The organism is Xenorhabdus lircayensis (assembly GCF_016306625.1).
Taxonomy (GTDB): Bacteria; Pseudomonadota; Gammaproteobacteria; order Enterobacterales; family Enterobacteriaceae; genus Xenorhabdus; species Xenorhabdus lircayensis.
Genome location: NZ_JACOII010000006.1, coordinates 32,752 through 49,011 on the forward strand (window position 1 = coordinate 32,752; position 16,260 = coordinate 49,011).

The following is a 16,260-nucleotide window of genomic DNA, read 5'->3' on the forward strand; positions in this document are numbered from 1 at the left end:
GGGAAATGATGGAATTTTCTGATGTCAGAGCATCATAACTTAGCGTGTAGTTGGTATATACATGATGAGCTATTTATGCATAGAAAGAAAAAATTTGCTCCCACGGTAAATAATAAATATTAGTAATAATCATTATTAGCATTGAGATATAGGTTGCTGCCATACCCATACGCCGCCAGCGTATCTCGCGATGACGCAGACCAACGTAGTGAAGTACTCTACCGGAAAGCAACACCAACCCACAAATATGCAGCATCCAAACGGCTGCTCCATTCATCTCCATCATAATCAATAACAGCATTGAAATTGGAATGTATTCAACAGCATTACCATGAACCCGAATGGCTGTTTGTAATTCGTAAAAACCGCCATCGCCATAGGCTACCCGATATTGCGTTCTTAATTTGACGACATCCAGAGATAGCTTAATCAATAATAGTGCGCCCAGTACTATATAAAGCGAGCTAACCATTTTTAACTCCATTGCCTAACCCAAAAACGGCCGAATGATGATAAACCTCAAAAAGAAAACTGTCGCTATAAATCATAGTATTTAATAATAAATCCTGTGAATGTTATCGGATAGCAAAAAATTGTCTTGCTAAGAACGGTGTTATGGCCTTATCTCTGGTCAGAATTTCCAGTATAATGACTGTCTTTTTTTTGACAATTCTTCCTAAAAAGAACAATGCCAAACTTTCCGCAGCAGAAAGCATAACGAGCTGAGTAAAAGGATATTGTATTATGCGTACTAATTATTGTGGGCAGTTGAACCGAGCCTACGAAAGCCAAAAAGTGACTCTTTGTGGGTGGGTAAACCGCCGTCGTGATTTGGGTGGTCTGATCTTTATTGATATGCGAGATCGCGAAGGTATCGTTCAGGTATTTTTTGACCCAGACCAGAAAGAGGCATTTGCTCAGGCTTCTGAACTGCGTAATGAATTTTGTATTCAGATTACGGGGATCGTGCGTGCGCGCCCTGATAACCAAATCAATAAAGAAATGGCGACTGGCGAAATTGAAGTTTTCGCTGAAAGTCTGATGATTTTCAACCGATCAGAGCCATTGCCATTGGACAGCAATCAGAACAATAGCGAAGAACAGCGTCTGAAATATCGCTATCTTGATTTACGTCGTTCAGAGATGTCACAGCGCTTGAAGACTCGCGCAAAAATCACCAGTTTTGTTCGCCGTTTCATGGATGATGCGGGTTTCCTTGATGTGGAAACACCCATGCTGACCAAGGCAACGCCAGAAGGTGCGCGTGACTATTTGGTGCCAAGCCGTGTCCATAAAGGTAAGTTTTATGCTCTGCCGCAGTCTCCGCAGCTTTTCAAACAATTGCTGATGATGTCCGGTTTTGACCGTTATTATCAAATTGTGAAATGCTTCCGCGATGAAGACTTACGTGCAGATCGCCAGCCAGAATTCACTCAGATCGATGTTGAAACCTCGTTTATGACCGCTGAACAAGTTCGCGAAATCATGGAAAAAATGATCCGTGAGCTATGGTTGGATGTTCGAGGTGTCGATTTGGGCAACTTCCCAATCATGACGTTCGAAGAAGCTATGCGTCGTTTTGGCTCGGATAAACCAGACCTGCGCAATCCGCTGGAGTTGGTGGATGTTGCTGATCTGGTCAAAGACGTGGAGTTCTCCGTTTTTGCAGAGTCGGCAAATAATCCCAAAGGCCGTGTTGCTACCATCTGTGTTTCCGGTGGTGCAGAACTGAGCCGCAAACAAATTGATGAATACGGTAAATTTGTTGGCATCTATGGCGCTAAAGGGCTGGCATGGATGAAAGTTAACAACCGTGCTGCGGGTTTGGAAGGGGTACAAAGTCCGATTGCCAAATTCCTGTCCGCAGAGGTGGTTGAAGGCCTGTTGTCCCGTACCAATGCTCAGGATGGCGATATTTTGTTCTTCGGCGCTGATAAGAAAAATGTGGTCACCGATGCGATGGGTGCATTACGCTTGAAGCTGGGCCGTGACTTGAATATCACTGATTTGGCAAGCTGGAAACCACTTTGGGTTGTTGACTTCCCAATGTTTGAAGACAACGGAGAAGGTGGTTTGACTGCCATGCACCATCCGTTTACTTCTCCATGTGATATGTCGGCTGCTGAGTTGGAAAGTAACCCTGAATCAGCTATCGCGAATGCTTATGATATGGTTATCAATGGATACGAAGTGGGCGGTGGCTCTGTGCGTATCCACCGTAATGAAATGCAACAGGTTGTATTCCGTATCCTGGGCATCAATGACCAAGAACAGCAGGAAAAATTTGGCTTTTTGCTGAATGCGCTAAAATACGGTACACCACCGCATGCAGGTCTGGCTTTTGGTCTGGATCGCCTCGTCATGTTATTGACGGATACTGATAATATTCGTGATGTGATTGCCTTCCCGAAAACAACGGCAGCGGCATGTTTGATGACTGAAGCACCAAGCCACGCAAATCAGTCATCACTGGAAGAACTGGCCATTTCAGTTGTTAAAAAAGAGAGCGAATAATGGCTTATAAGCGCCCTGAGTCTGTACTGGTTATGATTTACGCCGTTAACAGTAAAAGGGTGCTGATGTTACAACGACGGGATGATCCGGAATTCTGGCAATCCGTAACGGGGAGTCTTGAAGAGGATGAAAAACCGTCGGAGGCAGCGTTGCGTGAAGTACAGGAAGAGATAGGCATTGACGTTATCAATGAAAATCTTGAACTGATGGATTGTCAACGTTGTCTTTATTATGAGATTTTCTCGCATTTACGACATCGATATGCTCCGGACGTAACGCGTAATAAAGAGCATTGGTTCTCGCTGGCGTTACCTGAGGAGCGAGAGATCTTGCTGACTGAACATCTGACTTATCAGTGGTTGGCGGCTGAAGAAGCGGCCAGATTGACTAAGTCGTGGAGTAACCGTCAGGCAATTGAAGAATTTGTTATTTAGACTATTAGACGTTTTATCGGAGATATTTTCATGGCAGGTCATAGTAAATGGGCCAATACAAAACACCGCAAAGCTGCGCAGGATGCAAAACGCGGTAAGATTTTCACCAAAATTATCCGTGAATTGGTGACGGCTGCGCGTCTGGGCGGAGGTGAGCCAGATTCTAATCCACGTTTGCGTGCGGCCATCGATAAGGCGCTGTCCAACAACATGACTCGTGATACCTTGAACCGCGCGATTGCCCGAGGTGTCGGTAACGACGATTCAGATAACATGGAAACCATCATTTATGAAGGCTATGGTCCAGGCGGTACAGCGGTGATGGTTGAGTGTTTGAGTGATAACCGCAATCGTACTGTTTCTGATGTTCGTCATGCATTCACTAAAACTGGCGGTAACTTGGGTACTGATGGCTCTGTTTCTTATCTGTTCACCAAGAAAGGGGTTATTTCCTATGCGCCAGGTTTGGATGAAGATGCGGTGATGGAAGCGGCGTTGGAAGCGGGTGCTGATGATGTTGAAACCTATGATGATGGGGCGATCGACGTTTATACCACACCAGAAACTTTTGGTGATGTTAAAGACGCACTGGATGCAGCGGGCTTCAAAGCAGATTCTGCTGAAGTTTCCATGATCCCATCCACCAAAGCGGAGTTGGATGCAGAAACTGCGCCAAAATTACTTCGTCTGATCGATATGCTTGAAGATTCTGACGACGTTCAAGAGGTTTACCATAATGGTGAAATCTCTGATGAAGTTGCAGCATTACTGTAATTACCATCAGGGTTCACAGCGTAGAGAAAATGCTTCTTATATCAGAGCATTTTCTCTAACGTTTTATCCCATATCATAGCGATATAGATCTAGGCGAATAGTTCGATATGGCGATTATTCTTGGTATTGACCCCGGTTCCAGAGTCACGGGGTATGGCGTTATCCGCCAGCAGGGACGACAACTTATTTATCTTGGTAGCGGTTGTATTCGAACAAAAGTAGATGACTTACCCGGTCGTTTGCAGAGGATATATGCCGGAGTTACCGAAATCATCACTCAATTCCAGCCCGATGCTTTTGCAATAGAGCAGGTTTTCATGGCGAAAAATCCAGATTCGGCCTTGAAATTGGGACAGGCGCGTGGTGTGGCGATAGTCGCTGCGGCGAATCAGTCTATTCCCGTATTTGAATATGCAGCCCGCCAGGTTAAACAGACCGTGGTCGGTACGGGAGCAGCCGAAAAAAGTCAGATTCAGCACATGGTACGTTCGATGTTGAAATTGTCTGCTAATCCGCAGGCTGATGCTGCCGATGCTCTGGCCATCGCTATTACGCATTGTCATCTCAGTCAAAATCTACTGCGGGTAGGTGATGCTCGGTTAAATTTAACGCGAGGTCGTCTGAAATAGTTGATACTGGATATACGTCCAGCTTTTTTTGTGCTATAAGCTAGCGGAACGATTTATTTTTATTTTCAGGGGGTAAACAGTGATAGGGCGTTTGAGAGGAACCGTGTTGGAAAAACAGCCACCGTTGGTTTTATTGGAAACTAATGGTGTCGGTTATGAAGTTCATATGCCAATGACCTGTTTTTATGAACTGCCTGAAATTGGCCAAGAAGCTATTCTATTTACACAATTTATTGTGCGTGAAGATGCTCAGTTATTATACGGTTTCAATGACAAACAAGAACGTGCGCTTTTCCGTGAACTGATTAAGGTGAATGGCGTCGGGCCGAAATTGGCTCTGGCGATCCTTTCTGGCATGTCCGCCCAGCAATTTGTGACAGCCATTGAGCAGGAAGCCATTGCTTCTTTGGTCAAATTGCCGGGAGTCGGCAAAAAAACAGCTGAAAGGTTAGTCGTAGAAATGAAAGATCGCTTTAAGGGGCTTAATGGCGATCTGTTTAATCAAAGTAGTGACATTAATTTACCTACAGCCACCAAACAGACGAATTCCGATGCTGATATTGAAGCTGAAGCAGCGGCGGCACTGGTTTCTCTGGGATATAAACCTCAAGAAGCCAGTCGAATGGTGAGCAAGGTAGCTAAACCGGGCGCAGATTGTGAAACCCTTATTCGAGAAGCGCTTCGTGCGGCTTTATAATTGCAGGAGTTAAGTGATGATTGAAGCTGACCGTCTGGTTTCAGCAGAAGTTCTGCAAGATGATGAAGCCGTTGATCGCGCTATTCGGCCGAAGTTTCTATCTGAATATGTTGGGCAACCTCACGTTTGTGAGCAGATGGAAATTTTTATCCAAGCGGCTCGGCAACGTGGCGATGCATTGGATCACTTATTGATTTTTGGTCCTCCTGGATTGGGTAAGACCACGCTGGCAAATATTGTTGCGAATGAAATGGGCGTTAATCTCCGCACAACATCGGGGCCAGTACTGGAAAAGGCGGGGGATCTCGCTGCCATGCTTACCAATCTGGAACCGCATGATGTGTTGTTCATCGATGAAATCCACCGTTTATCGCCGGTTGTGGAAGAAATACTCTATCCCGCAATGGAAGATTATCAACTGGATATCATGATCGGGGAAGGGCCAGCCGCTCGCTCAATCAAGATTGATCTCCCTCCTTTTACGCTGGTTGGTGCTACCACTCGCGCAGGTTCTTTAACCTCACCATTGCGTGATCGATTCGGGATCGTACAACGCCTTGAATTTTATAATGTCGATGATTTACAGAGCATAGTTTCCCGTAGTGCTCACTATATGGGATTAGCTATCTCAGAAGATGGGGCAAGACAAATCGCAGTGCGTTCCCGTGGTACTCCCCGTATTACAAATCGCTTGCTGCGCCGTGTGCGTGATTTTGCTCAGGTAAAAGGCGACGGTTCAGTGAATGGTAATATTGCAGAGCAAGCCCTTAATATGCTGAACGTGGATTCGGCCGGGTTTGATTATCTTGATCGCAAGTTGCTGGTTGCCATTATTGATAAGTTTATGGGCGGTCCTGTTGGGGTGGATAACTTAGCTGCGGCGATTGGTGAAGAACGGGAAACCATAGAAGACGTACTGGAACCTTTTCTGATCCAACAAGGATTTATTCAGCGCACACCTCGAGGGCGAATTGCAACCAACCACGCCTATCGGCATTTTGGGCTGAGTAAAGAAAGCGAATCATAGTGATTCTGATATACCTGCTCCGGTTAATTGCAAGCTGGATGTACCTCTCTTTTTTCCAAATCGAAATGTCAGATTGAGAGCCTAATGGTATAGGCTCTGAGTCTGAACGACTACACATGAATGAGGCTGCGTTTCCCCTTTCGGCCACGTATTCCGTTGATGTGGCTTAAGCATAATATTCTCTTTCTATGAAAGTGCCGATGACCTTGTCATGTATTTTGGGTGACTTTGAATAACCCAATGTCTTATGATTAAGCCGCTTGATTCGGTTACACAAAGTCAAATTTTCAGGCTCGATACGTTGTGTGATACTTTTCTCTGTGAGGTTCCGACTGGTCGGTAATTGCTTGTAAGCACTGAAATTATCTGTACACCAGAAGACAACGTTGAATTTTGGCAACTTTTTTAGCAATTTCTTCAGTGTGTTCTTGCTCCGCTTTCCGAAGGCATGGGCGACGAGCCGCCTCAGACTAGGCTCCCAGGCATACCATAGCCAGCGTGGGGAAAGTTTTTTTGGGTGCGAACGACAGCATTAATGCTGATATGTAATGCTCGGCTGTGTCACGGATCCCCGCGTTATTCATGGCAAGATCAACAAACTGTTCTTTTATGCCTGCCTGACAAGCATGATAGCTATAGTCGAGTTGGAAGGTGCGACAGCAGGACAGATAATGATAACGCTGGGACCCCCTTTACCAGTACCAGTTTCCTCTCGTCTTTTGTTTGGTTGCAAAATCGACATTTAACATCGACCGTTGCTATTATAAGCTCTTTTGTAAAAAATGAGGATTGTACACAAAGAACAATGTATTGAATATACAACCTTTGATTGCGTTGGTGGAGGAACAGCTACGCCATGGCAATATGTATATCGACAAATGATTTTAGAAATACAGGAGTGTAGTTTGAAAAATAACAAATTATTTATTATACCCAAATCGATCAGCAGGCCGAGGCTGAGAGTGTTCTGTTTCCCATACGCAGGGGGATCTGCACATACTTATCTTGATTGGGTGGAACATTTTAGTGATGACATTGAAATTGTTGCTGTTCAGCCGCCAGGGCGGACAACTAGAATTGGCGAAACCCTGTATGAAGATTTGCATTCGCTGGTCGATGAGTTAATGATCCACGCCGCATTTATCACGCAGATCCCCTACGTTTTTATTGGACATAGTTTGGGATGCCGGGTGGCATTTGAACTTGCTTGTCAATTGCAATCCTGTGCTTATCCTGTTCCTGCGCATTTCTTCGCGTCAGGGTGTCCAGCACCGCATTTGAAAGATAATAGCCCTATACCTACAACTTACCTCGTGATAAATTTATCCGTGAGTTACAGAAAATGAATGGCACCACTGATGAGGTGCTGTTGAATAACGAACTTATGAATATGGTGTTGCCTGTTTTAAGAGCCGACTTTAAAATGGCCGAAACCTATCAGGCGGAGCGATTCATCCTGAAAAGTCCGATAACTGTTTTAAGCGGTGATTCTGATCCAGATATTAAACCGATTGAACTCCATGTCTGGTCAGAATTATCCAACGAAGATTTAACGATAGAATATATTCCAGGGGATCCTCATACCCATCGTCAGGTCAATCCGGAATATTCCCAAATCGGTGAGGTAGGTAAGGGGAATATCAAAAAAGGGTTACAATTATTTAAATTATAACCCTCGTTAGTTGTATAAATAATCTATACCTAATTGATTTTGCGTTGTAGCTAAAAATTAGCTCTCGCCTTACACGTTAAACTCAATGCAAATAACATAGCCGAACAAAGCACAACAGAAGGCCCCGCTGGTGTGTTATAAAATGCCGATAAAGTTAATCCTCCCGTGACAGAAAACATACCGACAAAAATTGCAAAAACGGCCATTTGCTCAGGAGTGCGCGAGAAGCGGCGGGCGGTAGCGGCCGGGATAATCAGCAGGGAAGTAATAATTAACGCCCCGACGAATTTCATTGCCAGCCCAATGGTCAATGCTGTCACTAACATCAGCAGTACACGCAGGCGCTGAATTTTAATGCCATCGACAAACGCCAGATCTTGGCTAACTGTCATCGATAGCAGAGCGCGCCATTGCCATGTCAGCAATCCAGTAACAATCGCGACACCTGTTGCAATCAGCCAGATATCTTCATAAGTGACAGACAGGAGATCACCAAATAAATAAGCCATCATATCGACTCGTACACTGGTCATAAAGCTGACGACAACTAAACCCAGTGATAACGCACTGTGAGCCAGAATGCCCAGCAGTGTATCTACTGCCAATTGTGGGCGTTTTTCCAGCCAAACTAAAATGATGGCCAATATCAGTGTAACTGCAATAACAGCATAAAATGGATTCACATTCAGTAAGAAACCAAATGCAACACCGAGCAATGATGAGTGTGCCAGCGTGTCACCAAAATAGGACATTCTGCGCCAAACGACAAAAGAACCGAGAGGCCCTGCAGCAATTGCCAATAAAATACCAGCCAGCCAGCCGGGAAGTAATAACTCAATCATCGACGTGGTTCTCCATCGCTTTTCAAAATAACTTTCCCTTTCAGATCATGATGATGATTGTGGTGATGACGGTAGACCGCCAGTTGCTCTGCACCATGACGCCCAAACATTGCGATGAATTCTGGATGCATTGACACTACTTCTGGTGTACCAGAACAGCAAATGTGTTGATTAAGGCATAAAACTTCGTCTGTTTTCGCCATCACTAAGTGCAGGTCATGGGATACCATAAGTACAGCGCAATTAAGCTCTGTTCTGATTTGATCAATCAAATCGTAGAGTGCCAGTTGGCCGTTGACATCGACACCTTGTGTTGGTTCATCAAGAACCAGAAGCTGAGGATGATTGAGCAAGGCTCTGGCAAGTAACACTCGCTGGGTTTCTCCACCTGACAGCTTCTGCATGGGTTGCGCCAATAAATGTGCCGCCTTGACCCGATTTAATACCGGCATGATATCTGCTGATTTCACGTTGGGTCTTAGCATCATGAAACGCTTAACCGTCAGAGGGAGAGTGGGATCAAGGTTAAGCTTCTGCGGAACATAACCAATTTTCAACGCAGAGCTATGTTCGATAGTGCCCGAAGTGGGCTGGACTAAGCCAAGAACGACACGAACCAGCGTTGATTTTCCTGCCCCGTTCGGGCCAATTAGCGTCAGGATTTTTCCTTGCTTGAGGTTGAAAGAAATATTTTTTAATACCTTGCGGTTACCAAACTCAACCGTAATATTTTTTAGGGTAATCATAATTGACGTGTTAAAAGTGTCTTGCAGAATCATTGAAATGTAATAGTATAACATTACTCAATTTGCTGCATGGAATATTTATATTATGTTACACAAACCACAGAAATACGCGCATAAATTTTTTCGTAAAATCGCGCTAGTTACCGCACTAGTGGCAGGAGTGAATTGCTCTGCACAGGCAGATGTTGTCACAACTATTCGTCCATTGGGTTTTATTGCTGCGGCCATTGCTGATGGTGTAACAAATACTCAGGTGCTTTTGCCTGATGGTGCTTCACCACATGATTATGCTTTACGGCCTTTGGATGTCCGGAAAATCAATCAGGCTGATTTGGTTGTCTGGATTGGCCCAGATATGGAAACATTTTTGGCGAAGCCGATAGCTAAAATTGAACGGAATAAACAACTGGCATTGGCTGGATTATCCACAATTAAGCCATTCTTGTTGAAGAATAGTGAAGATGATAATGATTTAAGTGAATCGAATCAGCATAAACATGAAACTGATCACGAACTTCACCATCACGGTGAATATAATATGCATGTTTGGCTTTCTCCAGAAATTGCAGAGAAAGCGGCTCAGGCAATATATGATCAACTTGTTGAGCAGTACCCTCAACAAAAGCAACAATTAGAAGTAAACCTACGTAAATTCAATGGACAGCTTGCACAAACTGATAAGAATATTGCTAGTATTTTAAAACCTGTGCGGGAACAGGGATATTTCGTTTTTCATGACGCATATGGCTATTTTGAAAAACATTATCGATTAGCGCCACTGGGGGTTTTTACGGTCAATCCTGAAATACAGCCCGGAGCGCAAAAATTACACTACATACGAACACAATTGGTTGAGCAGAAAGTGAAATGTATTTTTGCTGAACCTCAATTCAGGCCAGCCGTTATTCATGCTGTAGCAAAAGGTACTGATGTACGTATCGGAATACTTGACCCTTTGGGAAGTGGCATCGTATTGAATAAAGACAGCTATATGAAATTTATAACTCAGTTGTCAGGACAATATGCGAGCTGCCTGAATTAGTACAATAAGGAATTTTATTAGTGCAGCAGATAGCTAAAACTATCATTTTGGTATACAACAACCTGCCCAAACCACACAAGATCATGCTTGGATCTTTAACGTTAGTCACTTTGGCTGTCGCCGTGTGGAGGCCGGTTATTTACCATGAGAGAGAAGAACGGGCAGGTAACATTATTCTCACTACTCCCAATAGTATCCCTGATGCGACAGATGATGCCGTCGGGGATGCTAATGAGCAGTTCCCCGATGAGGGAATTGGAGATGAAGAGAGCGGTTCTGATGCAACAGCAAATGTTCCCCATCAATATGTTGTTTCCAATGGTGATACTTTAAGTTCGGTTCTAACTCAGTTTGGGATTGACTCCTCTGATGTAGCCTTGTTGGCGAATCAATATAGGGCATTGCGTAATTTAGGCATCGGTCAGTCATTATCATGGAGCATTGATGAGAATGGTAATTTAAAAACGTTGACGTGGAGTGTATCACGCCGTGAAACCCGCACTTATATCCGTGAAGGGGATACTTTCAACGAAACGAAAGAATTCCAGAAAGGGGAATGGAAAAATAGTATTATTGCGGGCACCGTCGATGGCAGTTTTAATGGTAGTGCTCTTATCTCTGGATTAACTAGCGGTGAAGCCAGAGAAGTGACAAAAGCGCTGCAATGGCAGATAGACTTCCGTAAATTACGTAAAGGCGATCGTTTTTCTGTGCTGATGTCCCGTGAAATGCTTGATGGAAAAAGTGAACAGAGCCAGTTGTTGGGCGTTCGTTTGCAAAGTGGCGGAAATGATTATTATGCCTTCCGTGCCGATGATGGCCGTTTTTATGATAGTAATGCTTCTGGGCTGGAACGTGGTTTCTTGCGTTTTCCGACAACTAAACAGTTCAGAGTATCATCTTCGTTTAATCCACACCGCTTAAATCCGGTAACCGGGCGGATCACCGCACATAAAGGGGTTGATTTTGCTATGCCCATAGGAACCCCAGTTCTTGCAGTAGGTGATGGAGAAGTGATTGTATCCAAATTTGATGGAGCGGCAGGTAATTTCATCGCTATCCGGCACGGTCGCCAATATACCACTCGATACATGCATTTGAGAAAACTATTGGTAAAACCAGGCCAGAAAGTGAAACGAGGTGAACGGATTGCGTTATCAGGAAGCACAGGTCGTTCAACGGGTCCACATTTACATTTTGAATTCTGGGATAACCAGCAACCTGTTAATCCACTCACTGCAAAATTACCGCGTTCTGGTGGGTTAAGCGGCAAAGAACGGACCGAATATATAGCAATGGTTAAGGATATTAGACCTCAATTATTGCTAGATTGAATGCACAGTCGTTCGATTATAGACAGACACAAAAGCGGATGATTGATATCATCCGCTTTTGTGTTATTTTTTGTTGGAAACTTGCGTTTTGAAAGCGAATATCGGAATCATCAGAGTTAGCTCATGAATAAAGAGAAAGATACAGATAGTAAATTGGGATATGTCCCTAGGTTTCATCGCTCTTATTTGCATCCTCGCTATTGGGGGCTTTGGGCTGGTATGGGAGTATTGGCCGGATTAGCTTATATCCCAGTAAAATGGCGTGATCCATTGTTAGCCAAGATAGGTGTTTGGGCGGGTAGAAAAGCGAAAAGTGCTCGCCGCAGGGCAAAAATCAATTTAATTTATTGCTTTCCTGAGTTAACGGAACAACAGCGCGAAGACTTGATTGACAGAATGTTTGCCAGTGCGCCCCAGTCATTTGTCATGCTGGTGGAGCTTTGCCTGAAAGGCGCTGAAGAAACGTTGAAGCGCACTCAGTGGCACGGTGAGGAAATTTTTCATACATTAAAAGCACAAGGGAAAAATGTCATCCTAATGGTTCCTCACGGGTGGGCAATTGATATTCCTGCCATGCTTTTGTCAGCACGTGGTTACAAAATATCAGGTATGTTTAACCATCAGAGCAATCCTGTCGCTGATTATTTGTGGAATAAAGCTCGCCAACACTTTGGTGGACGTTTGCATTCCCGTGATGCAGGAATTAAACCCTTTATTGCATCGGTACGTGAGGGCTTTTGGGGATATTATTTACCCGATCAGGATCATGGTGAAGAACACAGCGAATTTGTCGATTTTTTTGCCACTTACAAAGCAACACTGCCTGCGGTCGGTCGTCTAATGAAAGTTTGCCGCGCAGCCGTTGTTCCACTATTTCCGGTCTACAATTGCCAAACCCATCAATTGGATATTTATATTCGTCCACCAATGGACGATATTGCAGGGCAGGATGATGTTTATATTGCCCGTCGCATGAATGAGGAATTAGAGGATTTGGTTAGGCCTAATCCTGAACAATATACTTGGATCTTAAAATTGCTCAAGACGCGGAAAGAAGGAGATATTGAGCCTTATAAAAGAAAGGATCTTTGATTGAACGTATGATGTGCTTGCTATTGCACTGAAAGTGCAAATTTATTGGGTATAAAGATATATCATACTCTATGATTTTAATCATCTCCCCCTAATGAATAATTGTTTTTTGATTAGTGGGAGAATTTTTTCAGGCACCAAAAGTTACATTTGCGTAATAAGTTTTTAAATTATACTGCTATAATTTATCTTGTATTTTTCAATAAATTACCTGCTCCACAGTAGGGGTTTAAAATCATTGTCTATTATTGAATCATAATTATTTCCTTTGACACTAACATATTTATCACATGCGGATATAGTACCGTTTGGTTCCAGAGTAATGATTTCTTGAATGTTTACTTTGTCTCGTTAGAGAGGATTTATATATCTTAATACACTTAAAGAAATTATACTCCACATGGATCATATTGATGAAACCTTCTCAAATTATTCCGGTAGATTTTAATTTCATATGATTAAAGGCATGATGCGAGGTGGTTATTGTGGTAAGAATAGGGCGGTGATACCACAGCCCTACATTATTTCTATATTCTATTGATCATTATTCTACTTCAAGTACGCGACAAGTATTGGTACTGCCAATAGTTCCCATCTGATCGCCCTGAGTCACCAGCACCAAATCCCCAGAGATGAGATAGCCTTTATCGCGCAGGCGATTCACTGCTTCGTTTGCAGCTGCGATCCCATCAGTGTGCGAGCTACAATAAACTGGCGTTACACCACGGTAAAGGGCAGTTCGGTTTAAAGTCGATTCATGGCGTGACATGGAGAAGATAGGCAGACCAGAACTAATGCGAGACATCATGCGAGCCGTGCGGCCTGATTCGGTCATCGCAATAATTGCCTTGACGCCTTTCAGGTGGTTGGCAGCATACATGGTGGACATTGAAATAGCTTCTTCAATGCTATCGAATGTAATATTCAAGCGATGTTTAGAAACATTGATGCTTGGCATTTTTTCTGCCCCCAGACAGACTTGCGCCATAGCCGCAATGGTTTCTGCTGGATATTGACCTGCCGCAGTTTCGGCAGAGAGCATAACGGCATCAGTACCATCCAGCACCGCATTGGCGACATCCATCACTTCAGCGCGGGTTGGCATTGGATTGGTTATCATAGATTCCATCATTTGCGTGGCAGTAATCACGACACGATTCAGTTGACGGGCACGGCGAATCAGCTTTTTCTGTACGCCGACCAGTTCAGGATCACCGATTTCAACACCTAGATCACCGCGGGCGACCATGACAACATCGGCCGCCAGAATGATTTCATCGATGATTTCATCACTACTGACAGCTTCTGCACGCTCAACTTTGGCGACGATTTGCGTTTCACAACCAGCATCGCGTGCAAGGCGGCGAGCGTAATTCAGATCTTCACCTGAACGCGGGAAAGAAACAGCAAGATAATCAACACCAATTTTGGCCGCTGTGATGATATCTTCTTTATCTTTTGCCGTCAGTGCTTCGGCTGATAATCCACCACCTAGTTTATTGATGCCCTTATTGTTGGAAAGTGGACCTCCTACAGTCACTTCCGTGAAGACTTTCATGCCCTGAACATCCAGGACTTTCAATTGAACCCGCCCGTCATCCAATAGCAGGATATCACTGGTCGTAACATCAGCCGGTAGACCTTTATAGTCGATACCGACTTTTTCTTTATCTCCTTCTCCTTTACCCAGATTGGCATCCAGCAGGAATTTATCCCCAATATTCAGGAATATTTTGCCCTCTTTAAAAGTGGATACGCGTATTTTGGGCCCTTGAAGATCACCGAGAATGGCAACGTTGCAGCCCAAGCGGGCAGCGATTTCGCGCACTTTATTAGCACGTTGGATATGATCTTCCGCAGTACCATGAGAAAAATTAAGGCGGACGACGTTAGCTCCCGCGCTGATAACTTTTTCTAGATTGTTGTCACGATCTGTAGCCGGGCCAAGTGTAGTGACGATCTTTGTTCTTCTGAGCCGTCTGGACATGTATTACTCCGTTGACCTGTGAAGTATGAGTTTTCGATTACCGTAGGATAACCATTTAACTTCTTGATTATCAACCCCATACTGTGAATAGTGCAGAAGGGGGAAAATCTCCATATGCTATCAGTCTGGAGAGTTGATAAATAGTGAACAAAAACACAGTCTATTTTTCTGTTTTATTCGTGCTTATCAAACCGCGAATTACGCAACGCTTCTTTGACCCTCTTCAAGTTATCTCTAAATTTTGAGCCCCGGCGCAGTGTAAAACCGGTTGCCAGCACATCAATGATAGTAAGTTGTGCGATTCTGGAGACCATTGGCATATAAATATCCGTATCTTCGGGAACGTCAAGCAGAATGGAGAGGCTAGCTTCTTGTGCCAATGGGGAACCTGTTGAAGTAATAGCGATTACTGTTGCATCATTTTCGCGGGCTAATTTGGCGATTTCTACGAGGTTTTTTGTTCGCCCTGTATGGGAAATCAGCACGACAACATCTCCTTCGGTACTGTTAATGCAGCTCATTCGTTGCATGACAATATCGTCAAAATAGGTCACCGGAATATTGAAGCGAAAAAATTTGTTCATGGCATCATGGGCTACAGCGGCTGATGCTCCCAAACCGAAAAAAGAGAGCTTTCTGGCTTGTGTCAGCAGATCAACAGCGCGGTTAATTGCTGCAATATCCAGATTGCTCTTGACCGTTTCTAGATTCGCCATGACTGATTCAAAAATTTTGTTAGTATAAGAGGTGACGCTGTCACTTTCTTCCACGTTGCGATTTACATAAGGCGTACCATTGGCAAGGCTTTGTGCCAGATGCAATTTGAAATCGGGAAATCCTTTGGTGTCCAAGCTACGACAAAAACGATTAACCGTAGGTTCACTCACATTCGCCATTTTAGCCAAGGTGGCGATACTTAAATGGATGGCAGTTTGTGGTGAAGCAAGGATGACCTGCGCAACCTTTTTCTCTGACTTACTCAAAACATCAAGACTATTTTGGAGCCGTTCCAGTGTGTTCATAAAACGCAGTTCAACCTCGGTTTTAACGATTTCATTAACAGGAGAAATCTATGTCATTTTCATGAAAATATACTACTTGTTATTGAAAGCTGGCAGTGGCAACAATCGGATAACTTGCTATTTTTCATGAAAATATGACAAGTGTCTAACTTTCAACTTGGTAAGATTACTTCTTAAACGTTGTAAATTTTCATTCAGTTGTCGCGATTCGGTATAAAATCCGACCATATGTCAATATAAATACAAAACTAGCATAAATGTAAAAACAGTGTACAGAAAACGGGATATGAGAGTCATTTGATTGGATTGTGACCAATGGATTCCATATTGCAGCCAACCAAGCAGCAACGTGAAATGATGAAGAGTATACGAATAATCAGTGTTTACTGCTTATAGCCAAAAGAGTACATTACCCGCAGGTTCTGTAAAAAAATTACAATATCCCGTA

Annotated in this window: 16 protein-coding genes and 1 pseudogene; 11 read left to right on the forward strand and 6 right to left on the reverse strand. The window is 43.8% G+C overall.

Annotated features, from left to right (window positions below):
- Positions 1–73 precede the first annotated feature (73 nt).
- Positions 74–472, reverse strand: a complete 399-nt coding sequence (locus tag H8A87_RS00560) for an MAPEG family protein (RefSeq protein WP_198688094.1) — start codon at positions 470–472, stop codon at positions 74–76.
- A gap of 272 nt (positions 473–744) precedes the next feature.
- On the opposite strand from H8A87_RS00560, the gene aspS reads away from it, so the two are divergent.
- The 6 genes from aspS (at position 745) to ruvB (ending at position 6,075) form a co-directional block, all read left to right on the forward strand.
- On the forward strand, positions 745–2,514 hold the full coding sequence (gene aspS / locus H8A87_RS00565; protein ID WP_198688095.1) for an aspartate--tRNA ligase: 1,770 nt from the start codon (positions 745–747) through the stop codon (positions 2,512–2,514).
- Complete coding sequence (gene nudB, locus H8A87_RS00570) at positions 2,514–2,948, forward strand: dihydroneopterin triphosphate diphosphatase (RefSeq protein WP_198688096.1); 435 nt, start codon at positions 2,514–2,516, stop codon at positions 2,946–2,948. The genes aspS and nudB overlap by 1 nt, the downstream gene beginning before the upstream one ends.
- Positions 2,949–2,978: 30 nt before the next feature.
- Positions 2,979–3,722, forward strand: coding sequence for a YebC/PmpR family DNA-binding transcriptional regulator (locus tag H8A87_RS00575; protein WP_198688097.1), 744 nt, complete (start codon positions 2,979–2,981; stop codon positions 3,720–3,722).
- 107 nt (positions 3,723–3,829) lie between these two features.
- Positions 3,830–4,351 (forward strand): crossover junction endodeoxyribonuclease RuvC, encoded by a 522-nt coding sequence (gene ruvC, locus H8A87_RS00580; protein ID WP_198688098.1) that lies wholly within the window; start codon positions 3,830–3,832, stop codon positions 4,349–4,351.
- A 79-nt stretch (positions 4,352–4,430) separates the two neighbouring features.
- Positions 4,431–5,048: a Holliday junction branch migration protein RuvA gene (ruvA, locus tag H8A87_RS00585; protein WP_198688099.1), complete on the forward strand. Its 618-nt coding sequence runs from the start codon at positions 4,431–4,433 to the stop codon at positions 5,046–5,048.
- Between the two features lie 16 nt (positions 5,049–5,064).
- Positions 5,065–6,075, forward strand: a complete 1,011-nt coding sequence (gene ruvB, locus H8A87_RS00590) for a Holliday junction branch migration DNA helicase RuvB (RefSeq protein ID WP_198688100.1) — start codon at positions 5,065–5,067, stop codon at positions 6,073–6,075.
- A 166-nt stretch (positions 6,076–6,241) separates the two neighbouring features.
- On the opposite strand, the pseudogene H8A87_RS00595 reads toward ruvB, so the two are convergent.
- Positions 6,242–6,837 (reverse strand): annotated as a pseudogene (locus tag H8A87_RS00595) (IS1 family transposase).
- Between the two features lie 143 nt (positions 6,838–6,980).
- Between H8A87_RS00595 and H8A87_RS19660 the strand changes: the two are divergent.
- Positions 6,981–7,421: a thioesterase II family protein gene (locus H8A87_RS19660; RefSeq protein WP_232369983.1), complete on the forward strand. Its 441-nt coding sequence runs from the start codon at positions 6,981–6,983 to the stop codon at positions 7,419–7,421.
- Positions 7,418–7,747 carry a thioesterase II family protein gene (locus tag H8A87_RS19665; protein ID WP_232369984.1) on the forward strand — a complete coding sequence of 110 codons (330 nt, stop codon included), beginning with the start codon at positions 7,418–7,420 and terminating at the stop codon, positions 7,745–7,747. The genes H8A87_RS19660 and H8A87_RS19665 overlap by 4 nt, the downstream gene beginning before the upstream one ends.
- Positions 7,748–7,797: 50 nt before the next feature.
- Here the strand turns inward: H8A87_RS19665 and znuB are convergent, their stop codons facing one another.
- Both znuB and znuC read right to left on the reverse strand, forming a co-directional pair.
- A complete protein-coding gene (gene znuB / locus H8A87_RS00605; protein WP_198688101.1) occupies positions 7,798–8,589 on the reverse strand; it encodes a zinc ABC transporter permease subunit ZnuB in 792 nt (263 codons plus the stop codon).
- On the reverse strand, positions 8,586–9,368 hold the full coding sequence (gene znuC / locus H8A87_RS00610; protein ID WP_198688178.1) for a zinc ABC transporter ATP-binding protein ZnuC: 783 nt from the start codon (positions 9,366–9,368) through the stop codon (positions 8,586–8,588). The genes znuB and znuC overlap by 4 nt, the downstream gene beginning before the upstream one ends.
- Before the next feature lie 52 nt (positions 9,369–9,420).
- Between znuC and znuA the strand changes: the two genes are divergently transcribed.
- From znuA to lpxM, 3 genes are all read left to right on the forward strand, one after another.
- The gene (gene znuA / locus H8A87_RS00615; RefSeq protein WP_198688102.1) at positions 9,421–10,377 is read left to right on the forward strand and encodes a zinc ABC transporter substrate-binding protein ZnuA; all 957 of its coding nucleotides are present in this window, start codon (positions 9,421–9,423) and stop codon (positions 10,375–10,377) included.
- A 20-nt stretch (positions 10,378–10,397) separates the two neighbouring features.
- Entirely contained in the window at positions 10,398–11,711 is a 1,314-nt protein-coding gene (mepM, locus tag H8A87_RS00620; protein ID WP_198688103.1) for a murein DD-endopeptidase MepM, read from the forward strand.
- A gap of 123 nt (positions 11,712–11,834) precedes the next feature.
- Positions 11,835–12,803 carry a lauroyl-Kdo(2)-lipid IV(A) myristoyltransferase gene (gene lpxM / locus H8A87_RS00625; RefSeq protein ID WP_198688104.1) on the forward strand — a complete coding sequence of 323 codons (969 nt, stop codon included), beginning with the start codon at positions 11,835–11,837 and terminating at the stop codon, positions 12,801–12,803.
- 544 nt (positions 12,804–13,347) lie between these two features.
- Here lpxM and pyk read toward each other — a convergent pair.
- Together pyk and H8A87_RS00635 are read right to left on the reverse strand one after the other, a co-directional pair.
- Positions 13,348–14,790, reverse strand: coding sequence for a pyruvate kinase (pyk, locus tag H8A87_RS00630; protein ID WP_198688105.1), 1,443 nt, complete (start codon positions 14,788–14,790; stop codon positions 13,348–13,350).
- Between the two features lie 173 nt (positions 14,791–14,963).
- The gene (locus H8A87_RS00635) at positions 14,964–15,812 is read right to left on the reverse strand and encodes a MurR/RpiR family transcriptional regulator (protein ID WP_198688106.1); all 849 of its coding nucleotides are present in this window, start codon (positions 15,810–15,812) and stop codon (positions 14,964–14,966) included.
- Positions 15,813–16,260 lie beyond the last annotated feature (448 nt).